Consider the following 20,327-nt stretch of genomic DNA (forward strand, 5'->3'; position numbering starts at 1 on the left):
GCGTCGCGACGTGCTGGCGTTCGAGCTCTGATACCGCCGAACGGTCTGTGACGGCGGCGAGAACGACGAGAAACCCGCACCGGGGGAAAGGGAGGGGAGGCGCGTCGCCGAAGCCTGCGAGACGACGGGTGCTGCGGCTCAGTCCCGGATCAGTCGCGCGTCGCCGTCCTCGACGATCACGTCGAGTCCGTGTTCGTGGACGAACGCGGCGGTGTAGTCGGGGACCACCCGCTCGGCCGCGAACCGCGCGCGGAGCGTCGGAACCACGTCGAGCAGGTCGTCTCCGGTCTCCAGCGCCGGCGTGGTCTCGACGAACTCGACGTCCAGCCCCGCGTCGCGTCCGCGCTCCGCGAGCGTCGGCAGGCTCGGGTCCGCGAACGCGCCGTCGAAGTCGATCGGCTCGGTGAACCCCGCGTAGTAGGTTCGCCCGCGGGTGGACGGACCGAGCACGACCCCGTTCGTCCGGAGCTTCATCGCGGCCGCGTCCACGATCGTCCGCGAGAGCAGCGGGGCACTGGGTGTGACGACCGCGACGGAGTCGGCGCCCTCCTCGCGCAGCAGGTGCGTGACGGTGTTGCCGGCGCGCGCGCCGAACGAGGACCCCACCTGCCGCTCGAAGCGGACGTCTCCGGTGTCGCCGAGGGTGTCAGCGACCAGCGCGCGGAGCTCGGCCTCGGGGCTCGTGTCGGTGCGGTGGTCGGCCGGGAGGTCCTCGTCGACGGGGTAGTTGACGAGGAGGTCGCCGCCGGAGCGGTCGACCGCGAGGACGGCGTCGCGGAACAGCGCCTCGTACAGTTCGCCGGCCTCGGCGGTCGACAGCGGCGTCGACTCCGCGAGCCCGGACGCGACGAGCCCCTCGCGGGGCGGGTCCGCAAGCAGGGCGACGACGGTCATACCGGACCGAGTCGCGGGATCGCCTTGAACTCGCCGTTTCGCGGCCGACCGGGCGCCCGTCGCGCGCCGGCGGCGAGCTCAGTCGAAGTCCCGTCGCATCGCGATCTCGAACCAGGGGCACAGCCTGAGCTGACGGTACAGCGCGGGGTTGTCGTGGAGGTGCTCGTAGTCGGCCCACAGCATCCCGCCGATCTCGGCCTCGTCGGGGTCGAGCGACGCGTCGTCGAGGGTGACCTTCAGCACCGCGCACACCTCCCACTCGACGCCCTCGTTCGGGTAGTACCGCTTGTACTCGAACTTGTCCGTCACCCGGAGGTCGTCGTACTGGTCGGGAGTGATCCCGAGTTCCTCCTCGAGCCGCTTTTCGGTGGCGTTCGCCTGTGACTGTCCCTCGACGGGGTGGGAGGCGACGGTGCCGTCCCAGTGGCCGTCCCACAGCCGCTTTGACGGCGCGCGCTGAGCCAGCAGGATCCGGCCGTCCGCGTCGAAGACGAGGCAGGTGAACGCGCGATGGCGGATCCCGTCGCCGGTGTGCGCGTCGAGCCGGTTCACCGTCCCTTGCTCGTCGTCGTCGGGGTCCACGGCGACGACGTCCTGGCCCGCGTTCTCGTGGTCCGTCTCGGTTCCGCCGCCGCCGGCGGGGTCGCCCGGCGCGGACGCGTCCTCGGAGCTCATGCGAGCACGGTCGACCACCAGGACTAATAAGGGTTCGATAGTCGGTCGTCGTCGATCCTCTCCCGTCACCGAGTGGCACGGTTCCCTGGCGCCCGGCCGACGCCGTTCGCGGCAGCGGTTCGACGCTCTTAACCGCCTGCCGGAGCTACTACGCGGGGATGAGTGACCCGGCGCTCGACGTCGTCGAGTTCGTGTTGACGACGCACTTCTACACGGAGCACCGCGACCTCGACGAGAACGACCTCCCGCCGCGGTTCAGGCAGGTGTTCTGGTCGGACGACGCCGCCGACGACGCCCCGGGCGGCGTCGAGCGACCGCTGAAGGCGACCGACGGCGTCACCCGGACCGCGACGGGCGTGGACCGGCCCTGGGAGGCGGTCTCCGACCTCCTCTTCACCCAGCGGACCGACTTCTCCGGCGAGATATCGCTGACGCAGCCGTCGATGGCGCTGGAGTGGTACCACGACAACGCCGCCGCCGACCGGATCGCCGGCAACCCGACGCTCGTCGCCGCGCTGGAGGCGGCGGATGACCTCGACGCGCCGGTCGACCACGAGGAGGCCCGCGACAACGTCCGTCCGGTACAGGCCGACCGCGTCTGGATCGACGCGCTGTTGGACGAGTACTTCGACGAGGAGGAGGACGCCGAGATGCTCGATCTCGTCAACGTCAGGGCGCCCGAGGAGATCGAGACGACGCTGGACGACCTCGTGCTCACGGGCGACCAGGAAGACGAGATCCAGAAGATCGTGAAGGCGATCGAACACCGCGAGTACCTCGCGAGCATCGGGCTGCGCGAGATCGGCAAGCTGCTCTTCGTCGGCCCGCCCGGCACCGGAAAGACGACCGTCTCGCGGTCGCTCGCACACGAGCTCGGCATCCCGCTCGTCGAAGTGAAGATGTCGATGATCACGAGCCAGTACCTCGGCGAGACGGCGAAGAACGTCGAGAAGACGTTCGAGGTCGCCAAACGGCTCTCGCCGTGTATCCTCTTCATCGACGAGTTCGACTCCGTCGCGAAGACCCGGCGGTCGGACGAACACGCCGCGCTCAAGCGCGCCGTCAACACGCTGCTCAAGTCGATCGACGAGGTGTCGCTCGTCCGCGACGAGGTCCTCCTGATCGGCGCGACGAACCATCCGGACCAGCTCGACGCCGCCGCGTGGCGTCGGTTCGACGAGATCGTCAACTTCCCGAAGCCGGACCGAGACATGCGTGCAGACATCCTGGAGGTCGTCACCCGCGAGATGCAGATAGCCGACTTCGAGCCCGAGGCGATCGCCGACCGGACCACGGGCCTTACCGGCTCGGACCTGCGGATGGTCCTCCGCGAGGCGGTCCTCGGTGCGCTCACCGAAGACCGGATGACGATCACGCAGGCCGACGTGATGGAAGCCGTCGAAGACTTCGAGGAGCGAGACAACTTGAAGAATATGGACATGATCGACGGGGAGGGCGCCGAGGTGCTCGGCGAAACCGACGGCGACCGGGGCAGTGACGACCACGACCACGATCACGGTCACGACCACGGCACAGCCGATCACGCGCAGGATTGACGGCGCTCGCGGGTTCGGACGCTCGCGCCCTTTCCGCTCTCCGGTCGTTCGTCTCCCCGTGGGCTGGAGCTCTCACCCGGGTTCCGCGCCCGCCACTTTATGAGCCACCGGTGCGACGGGGGTCGTATGAATCGCGGTCAGTCGTTCCTGCTGCTTCTCATCGCGGTGGTCGCACTGGTGACGCTTTTCGTCATCGCACCGTTCATCGAGTACGTCATCGCGTCGGCGATACTCGCGTTCGTCCTCTACCCGTTCCACGTCCGACTCTCGCGACGCCTCAACCGATCGTTCTCGCGGCGGGTCGCGAACACGACGTCGGCGCTCTCGCTCATCCTCGCGTCCATCGTGTCCGTGATCCTCCCGCTCGTGTACATCTCACTGGTGTTCGTCCGCGACCTCACCGCGATCGCCACCGGTGACACCGACCTCAAGATCGCGGTCATCGAGGCGCAGATCGCCGAGCTCACCGGAGAGGAGGTCGCGATCGCGGAGCTGCTCACGACTGCAGGCCAGGTACTTGTCAGCACGCTCTTCGGCGGCCTCGGTGGGATCGTCTCCAGCGCGTTTCGGGCGTCCGTCGGGCTGACGCTCGCGGTGTTCCTCGTGTACTACACGCTGCTCGACGGGCCGGCGTTCGTGCGGTGGCTCCGGTCGACGATCCCCCTCCCGCCGGAGGTCACCGCCGACCTCGTCGATCGGGTGAACGTGATGACCCGGGGAGTCGTGATCGGCCACATCTGGGTCGCGCTGCTACAGGCCGTCGTCGCGGGCGTCGGGCTCTGGGCCGCCGGGGTTCCCAACGTCGTCTTCTGGACGTTCGTCATGGCCATCCTCGCGCTGTTGCCCCTCATCGGCGCCTTCTTCGTCTGGGGACCGGCGGCCGTCTACCTCGTTCTCATCGGCGACGTCGTCGCCGGCGTCCTCCTCGCGACGTACGGCGTCTTCGTCATCGCCATGGTCGACAACTACGCCCGTCCGATCGTCATCGACCAGCAGGCGCACCTGAACCCGGCTATCGTCCTCCTCGGCGTCTTCGGCGGCGTCTACTCGGTCGGATTCACCGGGCTCTTCGTCGGCCCGATCGTGATCGGCGTGCTCGCCGCGACGCTCGACACGTTCCGCGAGGACTACGACGTGATCTGAGGAGACGACCCTCCGGAGACGCGCCGCGGACACACGTCGCCTCTCACGGCGGTCCGCGCTCGATCCGCGCCGCGATGAACCGCTCTTCTCCCGGCGTCAGGTCGTGGTCGGACGCGCGGAAGTCGTCGAGACCGGCGCGGTAGCGTCGCGTCCGGTCCGTCCCCGTCGCGGGGGTCGCCGGCTCGTCCGCCGGCCGCTCCAGCTCCAGCTCCGCGATCCCCGTCTGCTCGCCCGTGTACGCGAACCCGCACTTGTACAGCGCCTCGTAGGCGAACGGGTTGTTGACCGCGATCCGGACGCGGTCGTACCCCTCGTCGTGCCGCGCCACCGTCTCCCGGATCAGCCGCGGGCCGAGCCCCTCGCCGCGTCGGGCGGTGTGGACGGTGACGTACCGGATCCGGCAGCACGTAGCGTCGGTGCGGTCCGGAGAGAAGGAGACGGCGGCGACGACGTCGCGCTCGAACGCGTCCGGGTCGACGGTCCGCGGGAGCGGTTCGTCGGGCTCCCACTCTGGGACGGCCGCCGAGCCGTCTTCGGTCCGCAGGACCGCCTTGCCGGTGTCGCCCACGACGAACTTCCCGGCGTACGCGAACGCGCGGTAGTCGAGGCGGAGCGTCGCCCCCCCGCCCGGCTCGCCGAGCAGCGCGTACTCCATGGCTCCGATTCGTGTCCCGACGCGAATAAGTCGACCGGCCGCCTGATCGATCCTATGCACGGGTTCGGCGACGTCCGCTTCTTCGACCGGCTCGCGCCGCTTTACGACCGCCTCATGCCGCCCGCAGACGGGCGGGCGCTGGCGGACGGTCTCGACCAGGCCGAGCCGCCCGATAGACCGGCTCCTCGACGTCGGCGGCGGCTCCGGCCGCGCCGCGGCCGCCCTGCGCGGCCCGGAGCGGATCGTGGTCGACATCTCCGTGGGCATGCTCGCGCGCGCCCGAGAGCGCCGGGGACTCGCCGCCGTCGCCGGGGACGCGGGGCGACTCCCGGTGCGCGACGGGGCGGTCGACGCCGTCACGATCGTCGACGCGTTTCACCACCTCCCGGACCCCGACGCGGCGCTCGCGGAGGCCGCTCGCGTGATCGCGCCGGGCGGGGCGCTCGTGATCCGAGAGTTCGATCCCGACCACCCCCTCGGACGGTTGCTCGTCGCCGGCGAGCACGTCATCGGCATGGCCTCTCGGTTCCGACCGCCGGACGACCTCGCCGCCGCCGTCGAGGACGCTGGGTTCGAAGCGGCCGTCGTCGACCGCGGGTTCGAGTACACGATCGCGGGCGTCAAACCACCGTGATCGCGTTCCGGGGGCCGGCGACCCTCATCCCCCGAGGAAGTCCTTCCGCACCTCCTCGTCGCCGAGGAGGACCTCGCCGCGGTCCGTGTAGCGGTTCTCGCCGCCGACGAGGACGTACCCGCGGTCGCAGCGCCGGAGCGCCTCCTTGGCGTTCTGCTCGACCATCAGCACCGCCGTCCCCGAGTCGTTGATCCGGTCGATCCGGTCGAACATGTCGGCCACGAGGTCGGGCGCCAGTCCCGCGGAGGGCTCGTCGAGCAGCAACAGGTCGGGGTCCAACATGAGCGCCCGCCCCATCGCGACCATCTGTCGCTGGCCGCCGGAGAGCGTCCCGGCCTTCTGGTCGCTCCGCTTTCTGAGTATCGGGAAGCGGTCGTAGATCGCCTCGACCTGGTCTTCCGGGACGCTGTCGAGGATGTACGCGCCCATCTCGAGGTTCTCGCGCACGCTCAGGCCGGGGAAGATGTTGTTCGTCTGCGGGACGAAGCCGATCCCCTCGCGGATGATCTGCTCGGGCGGGAGCCCCTGGATCTGCTCGCCCTCGAACTCGACGGTGCCGCCCATGTGGGTCGTGAGCCCGAAGACGGTCTTCATCACCGTCGACTTCCCCGCTCCGTTGGGACCCACGACGGTGACGTACTCGCCGTCGGCGACGTCCAAGTCGACGCCGGAGAGGATCTGGAGGTCGCCGTAGCCGGCGTCGAGGTCGCGGAGCCTGAGGATCGCGTCGCCCTCGATGGTGTGCGTGGTGCCGGCCGCGACGGATTCGGTCGCTGCCGCGTTGTCGGACCTCGCGGTCACCTCCGCGTCGCCTTCAGTCGTCGGAGTCGCCTCCGCCTCGTCGATCGCGGCGATTCCCTCCGTCTCGTCCGCGGTCGACGCTCCGTCTTCGCTCATAGGTCCTCCCCCAGGTAGGCCTCGATGACCCGTTCGTCGTTCCGTATCTCGTCGCCGGTGCCCTCGGCGAGGACGCTGCCCTGGTGCATGACGATGACGCGTTCGCAGTTCTCCATGATGACGTCCATGTCGTGTTCGACGAGGAGGAACGTGTACCCCTCCTCGCGCAGCTGGTGGATCCGATCGAGGAGCTTCTCTTCGAGCGTCGGATTGACGCCCGCGAGCGGCTCGTCGAGGAGCACCATCTCCGGGTCGGTCATGAGCGCGCGGGCCATCTCCAGCAGCTTCCGCTGACCTCCGGAGAGGTTGCCGGCGTGTTCGGTCGCGAGGTGGTCGATCTCGAAGAGTTCGAGGGTGTCCCAGACCTGCTCGCGGAGCTCCTCCTCCTGTTCGACGACCGCGCTCCGGAGCCCGGGCGTGACCGACCGGATCGCCGACTCGCCGATCTGGCCCTTCGGCGCGAGCATCAGGTTCTCGAGGACGGTCATCTCCTTGAGTTCGCGCGTGATCTGGAACGTCCGGACCAATCCCTTCCGCGCTATCTCGTGGGGTTTTCGGCCGGTGATGTCCTCGTTCTTGAAATAGACCTTCCCGGCCGTCGGCTCGTGGACGCCGGTGATGCAGTTGAATGTCGTCGACTTCCCGGCCCCGTTCGGGCCGATGAGGCCGGTGAGCGATCCCTTCTCCACCTCGAATGAGGCGCCGTCGACGGCGGTGACGCCGCCGAACTCCTTGACGAGCCCCTCGACGCGGAGCGGGACGCCCGCCGGCGTGCGCTTCGCCGCCTCCTCGACGGCGCTGTCGTACGCCTCCGGCTCGTCGCTGCGCGTCGCCCCCGCGGGCTCCGAATCGCTACTCATCGCTCTCACCCCCGTTCGGCCGCTCGGAGAGGTCGACGGCGGCGGCCGTCTCGATCCGGTTCCCGAGGATCCCCTCGGGGTGGCGGTGGATGATGAACACCAACACCAGCCCGAGGAAGACGAACTGCAGCGGCGCGATGTTCTCGGTCGCGTACGCGAGGAACGAGATCGGGTCGAGCGAGGCGACCGCGGCGGCGAACGACGGCGGCGTCTCGGCCTCGATGAGCCCGCGGACCGTCCCACCGACGCGCCGCGGACCCTCGAACAGCACCGCCGCGAAGACGATCCCGCCCATCACGGAGCCGGTGTTCGAGCCCGACCCGCCGATGATGACCGCGATGAAGACGTAGAACGTCAGCAGCGGCATGAACTGCGGGGTCGGCGAGACGTTACCCTGGCTGCCGAACCAGAGGATGCCGGCGAGCCCCATCAGCGCGCAGCCGATGACGAACACCTTGATCTTGATCAGGTTCACGTTCTTCCCGAGCGAGCTCGCGACGAGCTGGTCCTCGCGGATCGCCTTCAGCGCTCGGCCGAACGGCGAGCGCCCGAGGCGTTCGAGCAGGACGTAGAAGCCGACGAGGAAGACGGCCAGCACGCCGACGTATCCCCAGTCGATCAGGATCGTGTGGGCGATCCCGAGCCCCCCGTCGCCGAACACGCCGAAGACGAACTCGCCGAACGCGGTCGCGTCCCCGCCTGCCCGTCGACGAGGAACAGCTCGCGGATAGGGTTTCGCGGCATCCCCATCCCGCGGCCGCCGCCGGTTCCGGCGCCGATCGTCTCTCGCAGGAAGGCGTCGAACGCGGCCGACTGGAGCGTCAACCGGATGATCTCCGAGAGCCCGAGGGTGACGATCGCGAGGTAGTCCGCCTTGAGCCGCAGCGCCGGCAGCGCGGCGACCGCGCCGACGAGCGCCGCCATCGCCATCCCGGCGACGATTCCGATCGGGAGCGGCAGCCCGAACCCGGGCGGGCCGAACGCGGGGTCCGGCGACCGGACGACCATCCCCATCGTGTAGACGCCGACGGCCATGAAGCCCGCGACGCCGATGTTGAACAGTCCGGTGTACCCCCACTGGAGGTTCAACGCCAGCGCCGAGAGCGCGTACACGAGCCCGAAGAACGTCAGGGTCTCCAACAGCCCGACCACGCTGTTGAGCCCGTCGGTGAACGTCAGAAGCGTCGCGGCGGCGTATATCAAAAGCAGCGTCCCGAGGACGAGCCCGATGTCGCTCCGGCGCGCGGCGTCGGCGACCGCGCCGAGCGCGCTGGCGGGCGCGGCGTCCTCCTGTAGTTCCTCGTCCGGCGAGCCGTCGGCCGATACGTCGCCGTCGCTCGGAGCGCCCTCATCTGGAGCGTCGGCGTCACCCGGCGAGCGGTCGTCCGGCGTTCCGGCGTCGCTCATGCGGTCGTAACACCTCCGAAGAGCCCCTCGGGGCGGAGCAACAGCATGAGGATCATCACGGCGAACGCCGCGGCCTGGTTGAAGTCCGAGGAGATCCAGATCGTCGACGTCGTGAACACGATCCCGATGACGAGCCCCCCGGCGATCGCGCCGTACACCGACCCGATCCCGCCGAGGATGACGGCGGCGAAGATCAAAAGGAGGAGCAGCCAGCCGAAGTCGAACTGGATGGTGCCCCGCAACAGCACGTAGAGGTACCCCGACGCGCCGGCGAGACCGCCGCCGAGGATCCACGTCGCGGTGACGACGCGCTCGGTCGGGATCCCGGTGATCAGCGCCAGGTCCTTGTTGTCCGCCATCGCCCGCATCGCGGTCCCGAGCTTCGTGTGCTGGAGCACGAAGTGCATCGCGAGCATCAGCGCGACCGCCGAGACGACGATCGTGAGCTCGTGGGCGTTGACGGCGATCCCGAGCGGGTCGAACGCGAGGTTCGACGCCTCGACGGTGGCGGTGACCCCTCGACGGTCGGCGCCGTAGACGAACTGGATGAGGTACCGGACGACGAGCGCCGCGCCGATCGAGGCGATCAGGAGCGCGATCCCGTCGCGGTCGCGCATCGGCTTGTAGAACGCGCGGTCGAGAGCGATAGCGATCAGCGCGGTGAACGCGAACGACGCGATCAGGCCGACGAGGATGGCGCCCGGCGTCGTGAGGATGTGTGCGCCGATGTCCGCGGGCGACGCGTTCCCGGCGTCGCGGACGGTGAGAAGCGCCCGGACCGGCACGTCGCCGAAGCCCGCGATCAGGAAGGCGACGCCCCAGCCGGTGAACGCGCCGGTGCTGACGAGGTCCCCGTGCGAGAAGTTCGCGAACGAGAGTATGCTGTACGTCATCGAGAGGCCGATCCCCGCGAGCCCGATCACGAGGCCGATCACGATCCCGCTCCAGAGGTTCGACCGGAGCCGACCGAGAGAGAGGCTTCCGCCGATCGGCCCGAGCGACACCCCGGCGAGCATCGCGAGAAGGTCGACGAGCAGCAGGCCGCCGAGGGCGACGACGAAGAGCAGCCCCGGCTTGGCCCGCGCCGTGTCGAGAACGGACGAGTCAGTCGTTTCCATGTGTGCGTCTCACTGCCGCAGACTGAGACATGGAGAGATAAATAACTCGCTGTTTCACAAACGCGGACACCCGCTTCTCGGCCGTCTCAGTCGCCGCCGGCGGCCCGCGCGCGTTGCCTGGCGTCCTCCGGCGACCGCCCCTCGCGGAGCAGCGCCTCGACGAACAGCTCGCCGGCCTTGTACGAGGATCGGACCATCGGGCCGGAGGCACAGTAGAGGAACCCGAACTCCTCCTCGGCGACCGCGCGCCACGTCTCGAAGACGTCCGGGTGGACGTACTCGAAGACGTCGAGATGCGAGCGGGAGGGCCGGAGGTACTGTCCGAAGGTGACGACGTCGACGCCGACCTCGCGGAGGTCGCCGAGGGTCCGATACACCTCGTGACCGTACTCGCCGACGCCGAGCATCAGGCTCGTCTTCGTGTGGACGTCGGACTCGCGGTCGACCCGGTCGAGCACGGCGAGCGACTGCTCGTAGCCGGCGCGGCGGTCGCGGACCGGCCACTGGAGCCGCTCGACCGTCTCGACGTTGTGGGCGATCACGTCCGGGTCGGCGTCGACGATCCGGTCGATCGCGTCGGGTTCCCCCCCGAAGTCGGGGATGAGCGTCTCGACCAGGATCTCGGGATCGCGGCGCTTGATCTCGCGGATCGTCTCGGCGAAGTGCGCCGAGCCGCCGTCCGCGAGGTCGTCGCGGTCGACGGACGTCAACACGACGTAGTCGAGTCCGATTTCCGAGACCGCCTCGGCGACGTTCGCGGGCTCGTCGGGGTCGAGCGGCCCCATCCCGCCGGTCTCGACGTCACAGAAGTTGCAGCCGCGCGAACAGCGGTCGCCCATGAGCATGAACGTCGCGGTCCCGGGGCCGTCGCGGCCGCCATCGGCGGCGTCCGCCGCCTCGCCGTTTTGGGGCGTGTTCGCGCCCCCCGACCAGCACTCGCCCAGGTTCGGGCAGTTCGCCTCCTCACAGACCGTGTTGAGGTCGCGGTCGCGGAGGCTCGCCTTGATCTCCGTGAACCGGCTCCCCGACGGGGGGCGAGACTTCAGCCAGTCCGGCTTCCGGCGGCCGCGTTGCATGGGCGGTCCTTGGCGCCCGGGCGCAAAAGCGTGCGGGTCGACCGCCTTCGACGCGGGTCGATACGAGCGGGTCAGTCTCCCAGCAGCGCCCCGCTCTCGACGACCGTCGCGAACTCGCCGCGCAGATGTGCGAGCGCGACTCGGTGGGACATCTCGGGGCCGATCGTCGCGCAGTCGTGCGCTTCGCGCGCGTGAGTCGCGGTCGCGTCGGCGACGACGTAGGCGTCGTACCCGCGGTTTTCCGCCGCCCGAACCGTCGTCGAAACGCAGTGGTCCGTGGTGAGCCCGCAGACGACGAGGGTCTCGTAGCCCTCCTCGCGGAGCCAGTCGTCCAGGCCCGAGTCCAGAAACGCGCCGTTGACAGACTTCTCGAAGGTCGGCTCGCCCTCGACGGGGGCCGTCTCCGACTTCCAGGCGAACCCCGGACGGTCCGGCCGCAGCGGCGAGTCCGGCTCGGTCGACGCGTGTCGGACGTGCGCGACGGGTCGACCGTTCCCGCGCCACGCCGCGAGCAGGTCGGCCGCGACCGATTCCGCCTCGGGATTGTTGCGCTCGCCCCATCCCGGCTCGTCGAAGCCGGTCTGGAAGTCGACGAGGAGGAGGACGGCGTCGTGGGGAATCGGGGAGCCGCCGTCAGTCATCGCCGAGTCCGGACGTGACGACCGGCGCGTCTCCTTCGGCGGTATCGCGGTCGCCGCCACCGTCTGCGGGCGACGCTCCGCCGTCCGCGAACCGCCGCCATGCCCCCGGTTCGAGCCACGCCTCGGAGACCTTCGGGTGCTCGCGGGTCGGTCGGAGGGGACACGCGTCCGGGCTCTCGGCGTCGTCCTCGCGAAACAGGTACTGTCGCCACTCGCGGTCGCCCTCGGCGCCCCAGTCGCCGAGATCGGCGTGGGGACAGACACCGTCGTACGCCGCCATGCGGTCGCGGATCGTCTCGCGGGCCTGCTGACCGGTCTCGGTGTCCGCGGTAACTCCCTTGAAGACCGCCCGTGGCTGGAAGGTGATCTCCAAGCTGACCGCCGAGTAGCGGCTCTTCCGCTCGTCGTAGAAGGGTGCCCTGGAGGTCGGAAACAGCGGTTCGCCTCCGAAGCAGAACTCCCAACGGGGCGTGTCCGGATCGATCGGAATCTCGTCAGGCCACGGCTCAGGGTCGTGAACATGGAGGAACGCTAACACGTGCCAGAGCCGCTCGTGGTAGTGCGCCTCGCCGGGATCGCCGTCGGGCGGGCGGAAGAAGACCGCGAGCGGGGCGCGCTCTGCGTGGTCCGGATACGCGTCGAGGTACTCCACCAGTAAGTCACGCAACCGGAGCAACGCGGCGGGGTCGGTCGTCGACTCGCAGGCGGCGTACAGCAGTTCCCCCTCTCGCTCGGCCTGGATACCGAAGTAACAGGGGAACGGGGAGCCGTCGCGCTCGCCGAGAATCGACTCGCGGAAGGTGCGGTAGTGCTCTCTGAGCCACGCGGGTACGTCGTCGAGCCGATCGTGGAGCGTCTCCTGATCCAACAGCACGCCCTCGGTGCCGGGCTCGTTCATGGAACCGATCGTTCGCGCAGGTGCATTTGCTTTTCGTCGAATCCGACCCCTCGAGAAGCGGAAGCGACGGGAGAGCCGGCTCAGTCGCCGGCGACCGCGAACCGCGAGGCGTCGCCGTCGGCGGTCGGCGTGGTGACGAGTGAGACGCCGACGGTGAGGACCGCAGACAGCACCATCAGTCCGAGCGCGACGTCCCAGCCGCCGGCGAGGGTGGCGGGGAGCGTCGGCACGAACGGGATGACCGACGAGAGCACCACGAGGAGGTACACCGCCTGCGGGACGGCGACCCCGACGACCATCCCGGTGCGGGTCGTCCGGTCCCAGTAGAGCGCGCAGATCACGGGGAGCGCGAGCAGCGCGAACCCGGAGAAGGCCGTGTCGCCCACCTCGATCAGCGTTCCCGGGCGGAACAGGCTCGCGACGAACGCGAGCGTCGCGAAGACGGCGACGCCGACCCGCGCGACCCACGCCTCGCGCCGCTCCGAGGCGGTGCCGACGAGCGGCCGGTACACGTCTCGGGTGAAGTACGACGACCCCGAGAGCAGCATGGAGTCGGACGAGGACATCATCGCGGCCATCGCGCCGGCGACCACGAGCGCCGCGAACCAGGTCGGGGTGTACTCGGCCAGCACGACCGGGAGGACGTTCGCGCCCTCGGGCACCTCGACCGGCATCCCGACGGCCCACGCGCCGAGCATGAACGCGGGCAGGAACAACAGGAGGACGAGCACCGGCCACAGCGCGAACGACCGCTTCAACACCACGTCGGACTCCGCGACGAAGAACCGCTGGTTGATCTGCGGGAACATCGTCACGCCGAAGGCGATGGTGATCGCGGTGGAGATGATGAACCCGGGCGTGTAGACGCCGCCGCCGAAGCTCCCGAACTCGGGGCGGGCCTCCACCATGGCGCCGGTCGCCGCGCCGATTCCGCCGACGGCCGACACGACCCAGATCGCGGCGATCCAGACGACGGAGAGCATGAACAGCCCCTGGACCGTGTCGGTCCATGCGACCCCGCGCATCCCGGCGAGGACGACGTAGAGGATCATGAAGACGGTGACGAGCGCCGCGCCGCCCCAGTAGGGGACGGTCCCCCCGGTGAGACCGACGAGCGCCTCGCCCGCGCCCATCTGCTGGAGCATCACGTACGGGAACAGCCACAGCAGGCTCACGCCCGCGACGAGCGCGCGGAGGCCGACCGATCCGAACCGGTCGCCCAGCATCTCGCCGAGGGTCACGTACCCGTGACGCTCGCCGATCAGCCACTGCTTGTAGCCGATTCCGTACCACAGCACGGCGAAGAGCACGCCGTCGAGCGTCCCCATCACGATCAGCCACTCCGGTCCGGCGGCGAACGCGAGGTTCGGCCCGCCGAAGAAGGTGAACGCCGAAAGCAGCGTGGCGAAGGTGGTGAAAAGCAGCACGACGGTCCCGATCGACCGGCTCGCGAGGTAGTAGTCCTCCGCGGTGCTCTCGGAGACGCGGTAGGCCACGAGCCCGACCGCGAGCGCGAACAGCAGGTACCCGACGACGATCCCGAGCGACAGGCCGACCGTCATCGCCGGTCACCTCCGGTGGCACCCGTCACAGGTCACCCCGCGCGTCCGGATCGAGGCCCATCACGCGCTCCCACGCGCCGCTCTGGACGAACCGCGCGAACAGGGCCGCACACAGGCCGAGCCACGCCACGTGCCACCAGATCCACACCGGAAATCCGGCGAGGACCCGATCGACGCCCCACAGCGGCCACGGAACCGCCAACACGACTAACACCGTGAACGTCGGTATCCACAGCAGATCTCTCCACGATCGCATCGTGATTGTCGTTTCCGGTTCGTTCGAGATAAATCTTGCTCTGTCGATTCAGAAGGGGTTGTTGTAGAAAAATTCTCTTCGAATAGCGTGTCGCGGGTACGCGTGCGATAGCTATTTTCCCCGACGTCGACAAGACCACACGGGCGGCCTCTGCCGCCCGATCATCACCATTCACCATCCATGAACGAAACCGAAAAATACCTGATTCACGCCTCCATCGCGGCCGACGGCGTCGTCGAGCGGAGCGACGTCGTGGGGGCGGTGTTCGGCCAGACGGAGGGGCTCCTCGGCGACGAGCTCGACCTCCGGGACCTCCAGGAGTCGTCCCGGGTCGGGCGGATCGACGTCACCGTCGAGTCCGAGAACGGCCAGTCCTTCGGCGAGGTCACCGTCGCCTCGCGCCTCGACAAGGTCGAGACCGCGATCCTCGCGGCCGCCCTGGAGACGATCGATCGCATCGGTCCCTGTCAGGCCTCGCTGGAGGTGACGAGCATCGAAGACGTGCGGGCGGCGAAGCGCCGCGAGGTCGTCGAGCGGGCCAAGGAGCTGCTCGCCGGCGGCTTCGAGGAGACGAGCCTCGCGAGCGACGACGTGTTAGCGGAGGTCCGCGACGCCGCCCGCGTCGAGGGGATCGCCGACTACGAGGGGCTGCCCGCCGGACCGCGCGTCGGCGACTCCGACGCCGTGATTATCGTCGAGGGGCGCGCGGACGTCTCGACGCTGCTCGACTGCGGGATCAAGAACGCGGTGGCGGTCGAGGGAACGAACGTGCCCGACGCGGTCGCCGACCTCACCGAGTCCCGGACCGTGACCGCCTTCCTCGACGGCGACCGCGGCGGCGAGCTGATCTTACGCGAGCTCGCGCAGGTCGGCGACGTCGACTACGTCGCGTTCGCGCCCCCCGGCGAGTCCGTCGAGGACCTCGACCGGAGCGCCGTCTTCGAGGCGCTCCGCGGGAAGGTCCCGTACGCCAGCCTCGCCGACGAGCCGAACCTCCGCGAGGCGGCGGACGAACGCGAATCGGACGTCACCGACGCCGTCGAACCGCCGGACTCCGATTCGGAGACGGAGGACGGCTCGATCGCCGCCGGCGACGAGGACACCACCGCCGACGAAGACGACGCCATCGCCGCGGACGGCGTCGGATCGGCGACGGCGCCGCCAAAGACGCGCAGCGAGTCGGCGGAAGACCCGGCCGCGTCCGCGGACGACTCGGCCGTCGTCGAAGGCGACGATGGCGGCGAAGACACCGTCGAAGACGACGATGCCGACGAACGCGGCGCTGCCAAAGACCACGACGCAACCGACGAGCGCGACACCGACGAAGGCACCGATGAAGACGACGACACGGCCGAGCAAAGCGACGCTGCCGGTCCCGGCGGCGACGCCTCCGACACCGCTCTCGAAGACGCCGAACCGCGGTCGATCGAGGAGCACGTCCAAGAGGTGGTCGACGCCGAGAGCGGTCGCGCCCGGCTGCTCGGCGACGACCTCGGCGTGCTCACCGAAGTCGACGCCGCGTCGGCGTTCGACGCGGTCGAGGACGCGGAGACCGCGCCGGAGACGGTGGTCGTCGACGGTCGGATCGACCAACGGCTCCTCGACGTCGCCGCCCAGCGTGGCGTCTCCGAGCTGCTCGGTCGCGAGGTCGGCGAGTTCGTGAAACGGCCGATCGGAACGCGCGTGCTCACGGTGGGCGACCTCCGCGCCGGCAGCTGAGGCCGCGGCGGAGTCGCCGCCTCTCGTTGTCTCCCGTCGGTCCGCCTCTCAGACCACTCCGAGAGCGCCCAGCAGCGCGAACAGGACGTCCCCGTAGGTGAGCGAGACGACCAGCCCGACCGCCATCGGGACCACGAACGGCATCCCGGGCGAGACGAGTACTCGGTCCTCGCGGGCGACCACCTCGAGGCCGCCCCGCAGGGTCTCGGCGTCGGTGCCGTAGGCGCTCCCGTCGATCTCCGAGAGGAACCGCGCCGCGGCCCACGGGTCGTCGGCCGCGCCGTCGCCGTTGTCCGTGTCACCGCCGCCGCCCCCGTCTCTGTCGCCGCCGTCGGCGGAGAGGTTCCCCCGGACCGATCCGCCGTCCGTCTCGACATCCGCCCCCGCGTCGAGATCGATCCGACCGTCCGTCGGGGCGCGGGTTTCGCCGACGCGCTTCGGGTCACGGAACCGGTCGGGAGCGCTCCGCAGGTCCGCGAGGCTGATCCCGCGCCAGCGCAGGTACATCCGGAGGGCGTCCAGGTCGAGCCCCGACCGGGTCGTCCCCTCGTCGTCCTCGAACAGCCGCCCGTGGCGATCGGGCAGCGAGTCCGTCGCCACCGGCCGCGCGAGGAAAGCGATCGGCGAGATCTCGCCGCGGCGAAGGTTGAGCACGGCGAGCCCGACCGGGTACGCGAGCCCGAGGAGCACCGTGTTCGTGAGGATCGTCAGCGAGAACACGCCGAGCTGGGTGTCGACGAGCGGGAGCGCGAGCCCGGCCACGTCGTAGGCGGGGAACGTGGGGAAAAGCACCGCCAGCGCGATCAGCGCCTTCGCGTCCGCCCCGCCGAACGCGCCGAAGTACCAGAACGCGTAGCCGAGCGGCGCGACGACGAGCAGGCTGATCCCGGCCCGCAGGAGGAACAGCCGCCCGTCGACCCCCGCGAACGGCCACACCAACGCCGCCTCCCAGCACAGGAGCAGGCCGCCGAACAGGTACAGCGGCGGCCACAGTCGGTTCGGGAGGCGTCGGGTCCGGACGTCCCGCAGCGCCGCCCACGCGAAGACGGGGACGGCGAGCAGCCTGAGGACGTCCGGCAGCGTCGCGAACATGTCCCCACCGGCGGCGGCGGTCCAATTAGGCGTTCGGGTTCGGCTATCGATATCGATAGCCGCCGCGTCGGATCGCGCCGGTTACCCGTCGGGAGGCCGACCACTCCCGGCCGGCCGGTCCGCGCGCCGATCGAAGACGTCGAGCACCGGTTCGGGGTCGGCGAGCCGCGGGATCCGACGCTCGCGGTCGCGGAGTTCGACGATCACCGCAGCGTCCCGAGCCGCTCGTCGAGGCGGTCGCGCTCGACGCGGAGGTCGGTCTCGTCCCACGGTTCGACGCGCCAGAGCGGGGTCGAAAACAGTCGGTCGTACGCGACGAGCCCGCCGTCGCCGACGCGGTACTCGACGGCTCCGTACCGGAGCCACACGTCGATCGCGGCGAGTCCCGCGGGCGTCGCGACGCCCGCCACGACGAGGAGGCCGACGGTCGTCCACGCGTCTCCGAGCGCGAAGAGGAGCGCGCCGACGAACGGGACCGCGGCGAGGTACCACAGGCCGGGGTGACGGCCGATCGTCGCCGGCACGCCAGCCAGTCGGCCGCGGCGTGTCGGGCGGACCACGCGCCGCGGGTCAGAGAGCGGGTCGTCGATCGGATCGGGGTCCGGCGGGTCGTACGAGAGGCCGAGGTCGAGTGCGGACGACTCGTCGAACGCGACGAGCCGGTCGAAGTAGAGCCCCGCGAGGTCGAACGCGAGCTTGAGCCCGAGGATGCCGAGCAACAGCGGGAGCCCGATCGCGTCGGGATCGACCGCGCCCAGCTCGGCGTCGGTTCCCACCGTCGCGGCGGCCACGAGCATCACCGTGAACAGCGCGGCGAGGAATATCGCGGCGCCGCGGGCGAACACGCCCTGAACCGCCGTCTGCGCGCTGTGCTCGCGGTACCCGCCACCGTAGAAGTAGTCGACGAGCGTCGAGGCGCCCTCGCCGACGAAGATCCCGACGGTCGCGAGCGTCACCGACGCCAGGGCGTCGGACCCGAGCGCGTCACCGCCGGCGATCCCGACCGTGAGCGCCCCCACGAAGATCCAGACCACGCCGAGTATCGGCACGACGAACGCCAGCACGAGCAGCGACGAGAGCCGGACTTCCACGCCGGTGAGCGGGACGCTCACCCCGACGCGCCGCTCCGCGAGCGGCCCGATGATCAGCGCGGTCGGGTCGATCTCCGAGGGGCGTCCGGCGAACAGCGCCCGCACCACGGCCCAGACCGAGGCGACCCCGAGCTCGAACCAGTAGAGGGTGATCAGCGCTGCCGCGTTCCAGCCGAGGGCGACGACCCCGACGATCGGGAGCAGGTTGGAGACCGCGACCGAGAGCGCCCGGAGGCGCCGACCGCGGGTGAGGGCCGGCAGGAGCGATTCGGATCCGACGGAGGGCATTCGTCCGGATTACCAACCGCGCACAGGTAAAAATCGGGGTTGTGCGCGCCGGCGAACGCCCGACGGGACAGGGGGGCAGGTCACCCGAGACGGATCACGTCTCGCGGCGTCCCGGGCCAGCGTCGCGGTTCAGGTACAGGTACACGAGCACGGGAACGATCGTGAACACGAGCGTCGCGAGGAACCACGCCAGCGCCCGGTCGCTCCCGCGCGCCTTCGCGTCCCGGTAGATCCAGGCGGCCACCGCGAGCACGATCCCGTAGACGACCCCGTAGTAGAGCACCGACCGGAGCGTCTCGAACTGGAGGAACACCGGGTCCATGGGCGCTCAACCGGGTCGACGGGGAAAGAGCGTGGCGGTTCGTGACGGTTCGCGGCGGTGCGAGTGCGACGGTGTGAGTGCAACGGTGTGAGTGAGCGATGCGGGTGCGGCGGCACACTCGCGGCGCCGCTCGTCCCGGTCACGTCACCGCCAGGGCTGCGACTCCGCGGTCAGTTCCCCCGCGAGGTCACGGCGCATCGCGTCGGCCGGGTCGCTGACGTTTGCGAGCGCCCACATCAGCTTCACCTTCGCGGTGCCGGGGAGGGTGTCGCCCGCCTCGACGACGCCGGCGTCGAGGAGGTCCCGACCGGTGTCGTACACGCGGTCGCAGACCCGTCCCTCCAGGCACTGGCTCGTCATGGCGACGGTCGCGCCGTCGTCGACGAGCGACTCGATCCGGGGAATGAGGTCGGTGTGAACGTGCCCGAGGCCGGTCCCCTCGATCACGACGCCCGCCTTTCCGTCGAGGTAGTCCCACGCCGCCGGGTCCATGCCGGGGGTGAACTTCACGAGTTCGACGTCGGGATCGAGGTCGCCCGCGAGGTCGACGGCGTCGGTGTCGCGGTCTCCGTCGGCCCCCTCGCCGTCGGGGTGCGCCACGGGCTCGCGGTTCCACGTGATCGCCCCCTCGGCCGCGTCGCCCTCGGCTCCCGCCTCGACGGCGGTCTCGTAGTCGATCACCCCGAGCGGCTCGGCGCCGACCGTCTCGAAGGCGTCGCGCCGCGAGGTGTGGTTCTTGCGGACGCGGGTCCCGCGGTGGAGCGCGCAGGCGTCGTCGGAGGGGGTCGCGTGCATGCAGACCAGCGTCTCGGCGTGGTCGGCCTTCGCGGCCTCGACGGCGCAGACCGCGTTCATCACGTTGTCCGAGGAGGGGCGGTCCGCGGAGCGCTGGCTCCCGGTGAACACGATCGGGACGGGCGCGTCGAGCATGAACGAGAGCGCGGACGCCGAGTACTGCATCGTGTCCGTGCCGTGCATCACGACGACCCCGTCGGCGCCGGCGACGACCTCCTCGCGCACGGCCGCGGCCAGCTCCTGCCAGATATCGGGGTTCATGTTCTCCGAGAGGATGTTGGCGACGACGCGCCCGCGGTAGTTCGCCCGCCCGGCGAGTTCGGGAACGGCCCGGAGGACGTCCTCGGCGTCGAACTGCGCGGTGACCGCGCCCGTCCGGTAGTCGACGGTGGAGGCGATGGTCCCGCCGGTGGAGATGAGCGAGATCGTGGGGAGGTCGTCGTCGAAGGCGATCTCGGAGACGGCGTCTCCTTCCTCGTCGTCGCCGCCCGCGTCGACCTCGCGGGCGCCGGATTCGAGCACTTCGACGTCCGCCGCCTCGCGGTCGATACCGACGTTGTACCCGCCGTCGAGCTTGACGACGAGGTGGTCGCGAGTCGTCGAGGGGAGCAGTACGCCCTCGTTCGTGACGTCCCCGCGCTCGACGCGGACGCGATCTCCCGGTTGCATGCGACCCGGTTCCGCCGCGGCGGACTTGAATCCAACCGTTCGCGGCCGACGGCCCGTGACCCCCCGCGTCGGACTCAGC

The 20,327-nt window shown here is 70.1% G+C and carries 17 protein-coding genes and 3 pseudogenes; 4 read left to right on the forward strand and 16 right to left on the reverse strand.

Features of this window, described 5'->3' with window-relative positions; translation table 11 throughout:
* Positions 1–138: 138 nt before the first annotated feature.
* Positions 139–894: a DUF2064 domain-containing protein gene (locus GJ633_RS05095; RefSeq protein WP_156587712.1), complete on the reverse strand. Its 756-nt coding sequence runs from the start codon at positions 892–894 to the stop codon at positions 139–141.
* A gap of 78 nt (positions 895–972) precedes the next feature.
* Positions 973–1,569: an isopentenyl-diphosphate Delta-isomerase gene (gene idi, locus GJ633_RS05100; protein WP_156587714.1), complete on the reverse strand. Its 597-nt coding sequence runs from the start codon at positions 1,567–1,569 to the stop codon at positions 973–975.
* A gap of 158 nt (positions 1,570–1,727) precedes the next feature.
* Between idi and GJ633_RS05105 the strand changes: the two genes are divergently transcribed.
* Both GJ633_RS05105 and GJ633_RS05110 read left to right on the forward strand, forming a co-directional pair.
* Positions 1,728–3,125 (forward strand): ATP-binding protein, encoded by a 1,398-nt coding sequence (locus tag GJ633_RS05105; RefSeq protein WP_156587716.1) that lies wholly within the window; start codon positions 1,728–1,730, stop codon positions 3,123–3,125.
* A 126-nt stretch (positions 3,126–3,251) separates the two neighbouring features.
* Entirely contained in the window at positions 3,252–4,268 is a 1,017-nt protein-coding gene (locus GJ633_RS05110) for an AI-2E family transporter (protein WP_156587718.1), read from the forward strand.
* Positions 4,269–4,311: 43 nt separating this feature from the next.
* On the opposite strand, the gene GJ633_RS05115 is transcribed toward GJ633_RS05110, so the two are convergent.
* Positions 4,312–4,923, reverse strand: a complete 612-nt coding sequence (locus GJ633_RS05115; RefSeq protein WP_156587720.1) for a GNAT family N-acetyltransferase — start codon at positions 4,921–4,923, stop codon at positions 4,312–4,314.
* A 54-nt stretch (positions 4,924–4,977) separates the two neighbouring features.
* Here GJ633_RS05115 and GJ633_RS05120 point away from each other — a divergent pair.
* Positions 4,978–5,557, forward strand: a pseudogene (locus GJ633_RS05120) (class I SAM-dependent methyltransferase).
* A 24-nt stretch (positions 5,558–5,581) separates the two neighbouring features.
* On the opposite strand, the gene GJ633_RS05125 reads toward GJ633_RS05120, so the two are convergent.
* From GJ633_RS05125 to GJ633_RS05165, 9 genes and pseudogenes are all read right to left on the reverse strand, one after another.
* Complete coding sequence (locus tag GJ633_RS05125; RefSeq protein WP_156587722.1) at positions 5,582–6,454, reverse strand: ABC transporter ATP-binding protein; 873 nt, start codon at positions 6,452–6,454, stop codon at positions 5,582–5,584.
* Positions 6,451–7,314 (reverse strand): ABC transporter ATP-binding protein, encoded by an 864-nt coding sequence (locus tag GJ633_RS05130; RefSeq protein WP_156587724.1) that lies wholly within the window; start codon positions 7,312–7,314, stop codon positions 6,451–6,453. Before GJ633_RS05130 ends, GJ633_RS05125 begins: the two co-directional genes overlap by 4 nt.
* A pseudogene (locus GJ633_RS05135) lies at positions 7,307–8,544 on the reverse strand (branched-chain amino acid ABC transporter permease). Before GJ633_RS05135 ends, GJ633_RS05130 begins: the two are co-directional and overlap by 8 nt.
* 173 nt (positions 8,545–8,717) lie before the next feature.
* A complete protein-coding gene (locus tag GJ633_RS05140) occupies positions 8,718–9,839 on the reverse strand; it encodes a branched-chain amino acid ABC transporter permease (RefSeq protein WP_156587726.1) in 1,122 nt (373 codons plus the stop codon).
* 86 nt (positions 9,840–9,925) lie between these two features.
* Positions 9,926–10,915 (reverse strand): lipoyl synthase, encoded by a 990-nt coding sequence (gene lipA / locus GJ633_RS05145; protein WP_156587728.1) that lies wholly within the window; start codon positions 10,913–10,915, stop codon positions 9,926–9,928.
* Positions 10,916–10,986: 71 nt separating this feature from the next.
* Complete coding sequence (locus tag GJ633_RS05150) at positions 10,987–11,556, reverse strand: cysteine hydrolase family protein (protein WP_156587730.1); 570 nt, start codon at positions 11,554–11,556, stop codon at positions 10,987–10,989.
* The gene (locus GJ633_RS05155; protein WP_156587732.1) at positions 11,549–12,454 is read right to left on the reverse strand and encodes a YqcI/YcgG family protein; all 906 of its coding nucleotides are present in this window, start codon (positions 12,452–12,454) and stop codon (positions 11,549–11,551) included. The genes GJ633_RS05150 and GJ633_RS05155 overlap by 8 nt, the downstream gene beginning before the upstream one ends.
* Before the next feature lie 80 nt (positions 12,455–12,534).
* A complete protein-coding gene (locus GJ633_RS05160; RefSeq protein ID WP_156587734.1) occupies positions 12,535–14,016 on the reverse strand; it encodes a sodium:solute symporter in 1,482 nt (493 codons plus the stop codon).
* Between the two features lie 25 nt (positions 14,017–14,041).
* Entirely contained in the window at positions 14,042–14,272 is a 231-nt protein-coding gene (locus tag GJ633_RS05165; RefSeq protein WP_156587735.1) for a DUF3311 domain-containing protein, read from the reverse strand.
* Positions 14,273–14,452: 180 nt separating this feature from the next.
* Here GJ633_RS05165 and dnaG point away from each other — a divergent pair, with 180 nt between their 5' ends.
* Positions 14,453–15,991, forward strand: a complete 1,539-nt coding sequence (gene dnaG / locus GJ633_RS05170; RefSeq protein ID WP_156587737.1) for a DNA primase DnaG — start codon at positions 14,453–14,455, stop codon at positions 15,989–15,991.
* 48 nt (positions 15,992–16,039) lie between these two features.
* Here dnaG and GJ633_RS05175 read toward each other — a convergent pair whose 3' ends face one another.
* From GJ633_RS05175 to gatD, 4 genes and pseudogenes are all read right to left on the reverse strand, one after another.
* Positions 16,040–17,083, reverse strand: a complete 1,044-nt coding sequence (locus GJ633_RS05175) for an A24 family peptidase (RefSeq protein WP_156587739.1) — start codon at positions 17,081–17,083, stop codon at positions 16,040–16,042.
* Positions 17,084–17,164: 81 nt separating this feature from the next.
* A pseudogene (locus tag GJ633_RS05180) lies at positions 17,165–18,462 on the reverse strand (DUF6498-containing protein).
* A gap of 94 nt (positions 18,463–18,556) precedes the next feature.
* Complete coding sequence (locus GJ633_RS05185; protein WP_156587741.1) at positions 18,557–18,784, reverse strand: hypothetical protein; 228 nt, start codon at positions 18,782–18,784, stop codon at positions 18,557–18,559.
* A 144-nt stretch (positions 18,785–18,928) separates the two neighbouring features.
* Complete coding sequence (gatD, locus tag GJ633_RS05190) at positions 18,929–20,248, reverse strand: Glu-tRNA(Gln) amidotransferase subunit GatD (RefSeq protein ID WP_156587743.1); 1,320 nt, start codon at positions 20,246–20,248, stop codon at positions 18,929–18,931.
* Between the last annotated feature and the right edge of the window lie 79 nt (positions 20,249–20,327).

The organism is Halorubrum sp. CBA1125, from assembly GCF_009742825.1.
Classification (GTDB): Archaea; Halobacteriota; Halobacteria; order Halobacteriales; family Haloferacaceae; genus Halorubrum.

What these genes read in the sequence shown, in the direction of transcription:
- GJ633_RS05095 (WP_156587712.1), bottom strand. Translation starts at nt 894, where the DNA reads ATGACCGTCGTCGCCCTGCTTGCGGACCCGCCCCGCGAGGGGCTCGTC.
- idi (WP_156587714.1), bottom strand. Translation starts at nt 1,569, where the DNA reads ATGAGCTCCGAGGACGCGTCCGCGCCGGGCGACCCCGCCGGCGGCGGC.
- GJ633_RS05105 (WP_156587716.1), top strand. Translation starts at nt 1,728, where the DNA reads ATGAGTGACCCGGCGCTCGACGTCGTCGAGTTCGTGTTGACGACGCAC.
- GJ633_RS05110 (WP_156587718.1), top strand. Translation starts at nt 3,252, where the DNA reads ATGAATCGCGGTCAGTCGTTCCTGCTGCTTCTCATCGCGGTGGTCGCA.
- GJ633_RS05115 (WP_156587720.1), bottom strand. Translation starts at nt 4,923, where the DNA reads ATGGAGTACGCGCTGCTCGGCGAGCCGGGCGGGGGGGCGACGCTCCGC.
- GJ633_RS05125 (WP_156587722.1), bottom strand. Translation starts at nt 6,454, where the DNA reads ATGAGCGAAGACGGAGCGTCGACCGCGGACGAGACGGAGGGAATCGCC.
- GJ633_RS05130 (WP_156587724.1), bottom strand. Translation starts at nt 7,314, where the DNA reads ATGAGTAGCGATTCGGAGCCCGCGGGGGCGACGCGCAGCGACGAGCCG.
- GJ633_RS05140 (WP_156587726.1), bottom strand. Translation starts at nt 9,839, where the DNA reads ATGGAAACGACTGACTCGTCCGTTCTCGACACGGCGCGGGCCAAGCCG.
- lipA (WP_156587728.1), bottom strand. Translation starts at nt 10,915, where the DNA reads ATGCAACGCGGCCGCCGGAAGCCGGACTGGCTGAAGTCTCGCCCCCCG.
- GJ633_RS05150 (WP_156587730.1), bottom strand. Translation starts at nt 11,556, where the DNA reads ATGACTGACGGCGGCTCCCCGATTCCCCACGACGCCGTCCTCCTCCTC.
- GJ633_RS05155 (WP_156587732.1), bottom strand. Translation starts at nt 12,454, where the DNA reads ATGAACGAGCCCGGCACCGAGGGCGTGCTGTTGGATCAGGAGACGCTC.
- GJ633_RS05160 (WP_156587734.1), bottom strand. Translation starts at nt 14,016, where the DNA reads ATGACGGTCGGCCTGTCGCTCGGGATCGTCGTCGGGTACCTGCTGTTC.
- GJ633_RS05165 (WP_156587735.1), bottom strand. Translation starts at nt 14,272, where the DNA reads ATGCGATCGTGGAGAGATCTGCTGTGGATACCGACGTTCACGGTGTTA.
- dnaG (WP_156587737.1), top strand. Translation starts at nt 14,453, where the DNA reads ATGAACGAAACCGAAAAATACCTGATTCACGCCTCCATCGCGGCCGAC.
- GJ633_RS05175 (WP_156587739.1), bottom strand. Translation starts at nt 17,083, where the DNA reads ATGTTCGCGACGCTGCCGGACGTCCTCAGGCTGCTCGCCGTCCCCGTC.
- GJ633_RS05185 (WP_156587741.1), bottom strand. Translation starts at nt 18,784, where the DNA reads ATGGACCCGGTGTTCCTCCAGTTCGAGACGCTCCGGTCGGTGCTCTAC.
- gatD (WP_156587743.1), bottom strand. Translation starts at nt 20,248, where the DNA reads ATGCAACCGGGAGATCGCGTCCGCGTCGAGCGCGGGGACGTCACGAAC.